Consider the following 7,739-nt stretch of genomic DNA (forward strand, 5'->3'; position numbering starts at 1 on the left):
GGCGCCGATGTGCATTGTAAAGTGTCGGGTGTTGCTGACCACTACGCTGAAAACGATGCTCATGCGCTGTCTATTGCGCGACAATGTATTGAGCGTATTAATTACACACGTCCGACCGCCCCTCTTCTAAATGATGTAAAACCACCACGTTACGATATAAACGAGCTTTACGGCATTGTCGGTACCGACCTTAAAAAGCCATTTGATGTACGTGAAGTAATAGCGCGCACAGTGGACGATTCCTCATTTGATGAATTTAAACGTTACTTTGGTGAAACGCTGGTAACAGGTTTTGCCAGTATTTACGGTAACCCTGTAGGCATAGTAGCTAATAACGGTATTTTATTTAGTGAGTCGGCGCAAAAAGGCGCGCACTTTATTCAGCTGTGTGCTCAGCGCAATATTCCTTTAGTGTTTTTACAAAATATTACCGGCTTTATGGTGGGTAAAAAATATGAAGCCGAAGGCATTGCTAAGCACGGCGCTAAGATGGTGATGGCGGTTTCGTGTGCTGACGTGCCTAAATTTACAGTACTTATTGGCGGCTCTTACGGCGCAGGTAACTACGGAATGTGTGGCCGTGCATTTGAACCAACCATGATGTGGATGTGGCCTAATGCCCGTATTTCGGTTATGGGCGGCGAACAAGCTGCGGGTGTAATGGCACAAGTTAAACAAGATGGTTTAGCACGCAAAGGTCAAAGCATGAGCGAGCAAGAAATAAGTGACTTTAAAAAGCCAATTATTGATCAGTACGAAGAACAAGGTCATCCGTATTACGCCAGCGCACGCTTGTGGGATGACGGCATTATAGATCCTGCCGACACGCGTAATGTATTAGGTCTTGCGTTAACAGCTGCGAATAACGCACCAAAACGTGATTCGAAATTTGGCGTATTTAGAATGTAACCGGAGCGCAAAATGTCAGTAACACTACAAATAACAAAATCTAATGTGGCTGTACTTGTGTTAAGCCGCCCAGAAAAAAGAAACGCATTTAATAGCGAAGTAATACACGAGCTGATTCAGTGTATCGAACATGCAAATACGCTTGATATTCGTGCTTTGGTTTTAAAAACAGAAGGTAAACACTTTTCAGCCGGTGCCGATTTAGCCTGGATGAAATCGATGGTGGATAACAACTACGGCGATAACCTAGCTGATTCAATGCAATTAGCTAAATTAATGCAGGTATTGGCAAGCTCGCCGCATCCAACAATTTGCGCTGTGCAAGGTGCTGCTTTTGGTGGTGCACTGGGTTTAATTGCTTGTTGCGACATAGCCCTTAGTAAAGACGATGCGCAATTTTGTTTAAGCGAAGTAAAGTTGGGCCTCATTCCCGCTGTTATTAGCCCATACGTCATTAAAGCGATTGGTGAACGTGCTGCTCGCAGGTACTTTTTAACGGCTGAAGTGTTTGATGCACATACTGCTAAACAATTGGGTTTAATTCATCAAGTAACCGGTAATTTAGACTGTGCGCTCGATAATATGTTGCAAACACTAATTGATAACGGACCTGTAGCAGTAAAAGCCGCAAAAGCATTAATTAACGATGTAGCAAATAAACCAATAACCGATGAACTCATTGAGCTTACCGCAGAGCGTATTGCAAAAATTCGCGTATCTGTAGAAGGTCAAGAAGGGCTAACTGCTTTTTTTGATAAACGCCCACCCGCTTGGCAACTGTAGGATTGATTATGAACACACAACGATTACAAAAAATACTGATTGCCAATCGCGGAGAAATTGCGTGCCGAGTAATGCGCAGCGCAAAACAAATGGGCTTAACCACGGTCGCGGTTTATTCTGATGCAGACAAACATGCCCAGCACGTAAAAATGGCTGACGAGGCTTACCATATTGGTGCCGCGCCAAGTAAAGATTCGTATTTGGTAGCAGACAAAATTTTGCAAGTTGCCAAAGACTGCGGCGCTGATTGTATTCACCCAGGGTATGGTTTTTTATCTGAAAACAGCGAATTTGCTAAAGCCTGCGAAGCTAATAACATTGCTTTTGTAGGACCACCAGCAAGTAGCATTGAAGCTATGGGGTCTAAAACCCGCGCTAAAGAAATAATGGCAGCTGCTAACGTGCCGTTAGTGCCTGGTTATTACGGTGAAAAACAAGATCCTGCCTTTTTACAAAGTGAAGCTGAAAAAATTGGCTACCCTGTACTAATTAAAGCCGCCTTTGGTGGCGGTGGTAAAGGTATGCGCGTTGTACAAAACGCCAAACAATTTATGAGTGCACTTGAGGGCGCACAACGTGAAGCGATTGCCGGTTTTGGTAACGATTTAGTATTGCTTGAGCGCTATGTAAACCAGCCTCGCCATGTTGAAGTGCAAGTCTTTGCAGACAATTACGGTAACTGTGTTTATTTAGGCGATCGTGATTGTTCTTTGCAACGTCGTCATCAAAAAGTAATTGAAGAAGCCCCTGCTCCGGGTTTATCTGACGAGCTACGCAAAGAAATGGGCGAAGCGGCTGTACGTTGTGCTTTGGCTATAAATTACCGTGGTGCAGGTACTGTTGAGTTTTTACTGTGTGGCGATGAATTTTTCTTTATGGAAATGAACACGCGCCTTCAAGTAGAACACCCTGTAACCGAAATGGTAACCGGTGTAGATTTAGTCAATTGGCAAATTAATATTGCAGGCGGGCAAATACTGCCGCTGGAACAAAGTGATATTCAATTGCAGGGTCATAGCTTTGAGGCGCGTATATACGCTGAAGATCCAGCTAACGACTTTATACCGTGCTCGGGCACTATTGAAGCGTTACATACACCCCTTAACAGCGAATTTGTGCGCATTGATACAGGCATTGCTCAAGGCGACGAAATCAGTCCGTTTTACGACCCGATGATTGCAAAACTTATTGTGCACGATGATAATCGCGAACAAGCATTGAGCCGCTTACAACACGCCCTTGAACAATTTCATTTAGCGGGTTTTAGCACTAACATTGGCTTTTTACATAATTTAGCAAGCCACCCTACGTTTAAACAAGGCGCGCCAAGTACACACTTTATTGCAGAGCAAGGTGATTCGTTAGTAGCGGTTGATGAATCGTTATTGCAAGCAAGTCAGCTTATTGGTGCTTTTGCCTATTTAGAATCGTTAACTAGCACCCAAAATGCGCAAAACAGTGCTAGCCCTTGGCAACAACTAAGCGGTTTTACACTCAATGCTCCGCAAGCAATTAAAGTCCCTTTTGCTGATTTACAGCTAAGCGCTATAAAAACGAAAGCGGGCTACACTATTACGCATAACGAGCACGTATTTAACCTACAAGGCACATTAAATAACAATCTTTGCAGTGTATTTATTAATGGCGAAAAACACAGCGCACACGTAACTACGGTAGATAATAATACGGTAGGTAATAGTGTAACGGTGATGAATAAGGCACTGCAAACTAAGCTTGAACTAGTTGATAAACATTATATTAGTTCGCACGAAAGCGAAGCTCTGCCACTTGCCGCCCCGCTCAATGGCACAGTAGTAAAACATCTTATCGACATTGGTAGCACAATTTCCAAAGGCGATGCGGTTGTTATTATTGAAGCCATGAAAATGGAATACACGCTAAACGCACCGCATGACGGCATTTTAAAAAGTTATTGTTTTGGTGAAGGCGAATTAGTAACCCATGGTGCCCTGCTTGCGATAGTAGAAGATATGACTGAGGAAGGTGCATAATGAATGCCTTTCCCAGTAAAGTACGTATTGTTGAAGTTGGTGCGCGAGACGGTCTACAAAACGAAAAAACAGTAAGCACAGCTGATAAAGTAGCGCTTATTAACGCCCTTAGTGCTGCAGGTTTAAAAGATATTGAAGCTGGCGCGTTTGTTTCTCCTAAATGGGTGCCGCAAATGGCAGACTCAGCGGATGTAATATCAGCCCTTAATTTGCCCGATGTAAATTTAAGCGCTCTTACACCTAACTTAAAAGGTGCACAAGCAGCGCACGTTGTCGGCATTAAAGAATTTGCTATATTTACCGCTGCAAGTGAGTCGTTTTGTCAAAAAAACATAAACTGCTCAATAGAGCAAAGTATTGAACGCTTTAGCGAGGTAATGGCATTTGCTAAAGCTAATAATATCCGCGTACGTGGTTATGTAAGCTGTGTGCTCGGTTGCCCTTACGAGGGTGAGATTGATCCACAAGCAGTACTTAATGTATCGCAAAAGCTATTAGATTTAGGGTGTTACGAAGTAAGTCTTGGCGATACCATTGGTGTTGGCACCGCTAAAAAAGTAACGCAGTTAATAGAGTTACTTTTAACGCACATTGACAAAACTAAGTTGGCTGTGCATTTTCATGATACTTACGGCCAAGCGCTCACAAATATTTACGCAGCTTTAAGCCTAGGTATAGCAACGGTTGACGCGGCAGTCGCAGGCCTTGGTGGCTGTCCTTATGCTAAGGGTGCGTCAGGAAATGTTGCCACCGAAGATGTAGTTTACTTACTGCAAGGGCTTGGCATTGAACACGGAATTGATTTACAAAGGTTAAGTAACGCTGGCTGGGAGATAACCAAAGCACTTGGTAAGCAACCTGTGAGTAAAGTATCTGTGGCACTGCACACTAAATAGCTATCTTATAAAATGATGATTCAAGATAGTTAACAACAAATAGCACACATTGAGGAGAGACTCATGGCCGGTTTTGATAAGGTAGTTTATAGCTACGAAGCTGCAATGGAAGGATTAAAAGATGGCGATACCATTATTGCCGGTGGTTTTGGTTTATGTGGTATTCCTGAGGGCTTAATTAAACAAATTAAGCACATGCAAACAAAAGACTTAACCGTGGTATCTAATAACTGTGGTGTTGATGACTTTGGTTTAGGTATTTTATTACAAGACAAACAAATTAAAAAAGTAGTTGCCTCGTACGTTGGTGAAAACGCCCTATTCGAACAGCAGTTATTAAGTGGCGAAATTGATGTAGAGCTTACACCACAAGGTACACTTGCTGAAAAAATGCGTTCTGGTGGCGCGGGTATACCTGCGTTTTACACCGCCACTGGTTACGGCACTCCAGTTGCTGAAGGCAAAGACGTAAAAGAATTTAATGGTCGCCCATACATTTTAGAAGAGTCTATAACAGGTGAATTTGCCATAGTAAAAGCATGGAAAGCCGATCGCTTTGGTAATTTAGTGTTTAGACATACCGCCATGAACTTTAATCCAATGGCTGCAACAGCTGGCAAAATTACCGTTGCCGAAGTAGAAGAAATTGTAGAGCCAGGTGAGCTTGAACCAAGCCAAATTCATACCCCAGGTATTTTTGTAAATCGCGTTATTAAAGGCAACTTTGAAAAACGCATTGAACGTGTAACAACACGAGATTAAGCAGGAGCATAATTATGGCATTATCACGTGAACAAGTTGCAATGCGTGTTGCACAAGAACTACAAGACGGTTACTACGTAAATTTGGGCATAGGAATTCCGACACTCGTCGCAAACTATGTACCGGATGATATTGAAGTTATGTTACAGTCCGAAAATGGCCTTTTAGGCATGGGCCCGTACCCTACTAAAGCAGAGCTAGATGCAGATATGATTAACGCGGGTAAAGAAACCGTGACAGCAGCTAAAGGTGCAGCCATATTTAATAGTGCAGATAGTTTTGCCATGATACGGGGTGGTCATGTAGACTTAACCGTTCTGGGTGCATTTGAAGTTGACCAGAACGGCAACATCGCATCGTGGATGATCCCTAAAAAGCTGATCAAAGGCATGGGTGGCGCGATGGATTTAGTCGCTGGCGCGAAAAATATTATTGTTACTATGACCCATGCAAGTAAGCATGGTGACTCTAAACTATTAGAGGCCTGCTCTTTACCGCTTACTGGCGTTAATTGCGTTAAAAAAATAGTAACAGATTTAGCCGTATTAGAAGTTAAAGACGGCGCATTTCATCTATTAGAACGCGCTCCGGGCGTATCTGTTGATGAAATCATTAGTAAAACAGCAGGTAAATTACTTGTTGACGGTGAAGTACCAGAAATGGTTTTTTAGTAACTTTTAATAAGTTAACTTAAAATAACGCTTTACCCTGTACCGACCTCATTCCCAGTGCCAATGGCGCTGAGTTACCCAAAATCCCTCTCACGAGGGATTTTTTTTATCTTTTGCCATTATTTTTACCGTCATTCATACATCTGTAGTAAATTTTATCTATAATACAAATATAAATTAAATGTAAGCGCTTAGATTCTTTGCACTATTTTGTGGATAGTCTGCACCTTTTTTGTGAACTAGCGTTGAATTTATTTTTAACCTACTGATATTTATACATTAAATAGTTGGTTCAAATTTTGCCTAAGTAAGGCGTCTCAATAAATTAAATAATTCTGGAAAACATGCAAACTCCTATTCGTGGCCTTCGCTCTTTTTGCTTTGCCGCAAGAAGCCTAAGTTTTAAGCATGCAGCTAATGAGCTGTACTTAACGCCTTCTGCGGTAAGCCATCAAATAAAACAACTTGAAGAACAACTTGGTATTGAGCTTTTTCAACGTAAAACGCGTTCAATTAGCTTAACCACAGCGGGTAAAAACTTTTTTGATGCGGTGTCTCCTATCATCACAATGTTAGAGAGCACTATTAATGAGTTTAGTCAGATGCAGCAAAATACAAATTTGACGATTACGCTGCCTGAATTTTTTGCCAGCGAACTACTCATGCCTAAATTAAGTGAGTGGACGTCAGAGCACCCTAATATAAACCTGCAAATGGACACGCTTAAAACACGCAAAGAGTTAACGCGTCATAGCGATTTATCTATTGTATTGTCCTCTGGTAAACCTACTGAAGGATTAGCGACAGAGTTGTTTAACCTTGAATATATTCCTGCATGTAATAAAAAATTGCTCGAACAATGGAGGGACGATCATCGTCAAGCGCTTAACCAAGTCCCGCTGATCCTCCACAAAGCTCGTCCTTGGGCATGGCACCAATGGGCTGAAAAAGCGGGTATTGATGACTTTTCTCCCTCGCAGATTATTCAAATAGATAGCATGTTTGGTGTAGCCCGTGCAGCGCAGCAAGGTATGGGGATTGCACTTATTCCACTGCCAATTAGCCAAAGTTGGTTAGATGAGCAATGGCTTTATAAATTATTTGAACAGCCTTTAACAACTAAAGATAAATACTATTTAGTGCAGCACGAATCAAGTACCCCTAATCACCCGCTTGATTTATTTGCAAAGTGGGTTGTAAGCACATTTAGAAAAATCCAAGAATAACCCTTTGTTAGGCGGGTTTATTAATACACCTAATTACGGGTTGTATTAATGGTTCGCTTAAATCTAATTTAAATTTTTGAATAATATTTTATTTAAATACATACACTTAACACCACGCATTAGACTAAAGTCTATAGTTTAATTTTTTTCACTCATTGGTTTCGTTTTTATCGTTTGTCGAAAATAAAGTTAAATATTAAAGTTACTCCATCAACTCAAAACAACTTATATTAAATTGTTTTTAAGAGTAACAAATGCAACCTTTTGAGTTTTAGTAACTCATAAGTAGCAGTAAAAAATCTTTATATTGTGTGTGAAGATGTTGTCAGTGTGAAAAGCGGTTCAAGTTAGGTGGTGACTTAGCTTGAACTGTTTTTATTCTTGGCTCAAACCACATGATATGTAATACAAAGCTACCAAAGTGTAGCAAACAGAATCTTTATATTGTGTGTGAAGATGTTGTCAGTGTGAAAAATGGTT

Annotated in this window: 7 protein-coding genes; all 7 read left to right on the forward strand. The window is 41.3% G+C overall.

Annotated features, from left to right (window positions below; all coding sequences use genetic code 11):
* Positions 1-909, forward strand: a 909-nt coding sequence (locus L656_RS0100770; protein WP_024597810.1) for a carboxyl transferase domain-containing protein, incomplete at its 5' end; no start/stop codon positions are given.
* A 12-nt stretch (positions 910-921) separates the two neighbouring features.
* Complete coding sequence (locus tag L656_RS0100775) at positions 922-1,692, forward strand: enoyl-CoA hydratase/isomerase family protein (RefSeq protein ID WP_024597811.1); 771 nt, start codon at positions 922-924, stop codon at positions 1,690-1,692.
* An 8-nt stretch (positions 1,693-1,700) separates the two neighbouring features.
* Complete coding sequence (locus tag L656_RS0100780; protein WP_024597812.1) at positions 1,701-3,704, forward strand: acetyl/propionyl/methylcrotonyl-CoA carboxylase subunit alpha; 2,004 nt, start codon at positions 1,701-1,703, stop codon at positions 3,702-3,704.
* Positions 3,704-4,600 carry a hydroxymethylglutaryl-CoA lyase gene (locus L656_RS0100785; RefSeq protein ID WP_024597813.1) on the forward strand — a complete coding sequence of 299 codons (897 nt, stop codon included), beginning with the start codon at positions 3,704-3,706 and terminating at the stop codon, positions 4,598-4,600. Before L656_RS0100780 ends, L656_RS0100785 begins: the two co-directional genes overlap by 1 nt.
* Before the next feature lie 63 nt (positions 4,601-4,663).
* On the forward strand, positions 4,664-5,362 hold the full coding sequence (locus L656_RS0100790; protein ID WP_024597814.1) for a CoA transferase subunit A: 699 nt from the start codon (positions 4,664-4,666) through the stop codon (positions 5,360-5,362).
* A 14-nt stretch (positions 5,363-5,376) separates the two neighbouring features.
* Entirely contained in the window at positions 5,377-6,033 is a 657-nt protein-coding gene (locus L656_RS0100795; RefSeq protein WP_007376577.1) for a CoA transferase subunit B, read from the forward strand.
* Positions 6,034-6,377: 344 nt separating this feature from the next.
* Complete coding sequence (locus tag L656_RS0100800; protein ID WP_024597815.1) at positions 6,378-7,259, forward strand: LysR family transcriptional regulator; 882 nt, start codon at positions 6,378-6,380, stop codon at positions 7,257-7,259.
* The last annotated feature ends 480 nt before the right edge of the window (positions 7,260-7,739 follow it).

The sequence above is a fragment of the Pseudoalteromonas sp. TAE56 genome (assembly GCF_000497955.1).
Taxonomy (GTDB): Bacteria; Pseudomonadota; Gammaproteobacteria; order Enterobacterales; family Alteromonadaceae; genus Pseudoalteromonas.

Bases quoted from the DNA above. Each gene is read 5' to 3' on its own strand.
- L656_RS0100795 (WP_007376577.1), top strand. From the start codon at position 5,377: ATGGCATTATCACGTGAACAAGTTGCAATGCGTGTTGCACAAGAACTA.
- L656_RS0100790 (WP_024597814.1), top strand. From the start codon at position 4,664: ATGGCCGGTTTTGATAAGGTAGTTTATAGCTACGAAGCTGCAATGGAA.
- L656_RS0100785 (WP_024597813.1), top strand. From the start codon at position 3,704: ATGAATGCCTTTCCCAGTAAAGTACGTATTGTTGAAGTTGGTGCGCGA.
- L656_RS0100775 (WP_024597811.1), top strand. From the start codon at position 922: ATGTCAGTAACACTACAAATAACAAAATCTAATGTGGCTGTACTTGTG.
- L656_RS0100780 (WP_024597812.1), top strand. From the start codon at position 1,701: ATGAACACACAACGATTACAAAAAATACTGATTGCCAATCGCGGAGAA.
- L656_RS0100800 (WP_024597815.1), top strand. From the start codon at position 6,378: ATGCAAACTCCTATTCGTGGCCTTCGCTCTTTTTGCTTTGCCGCAAGA.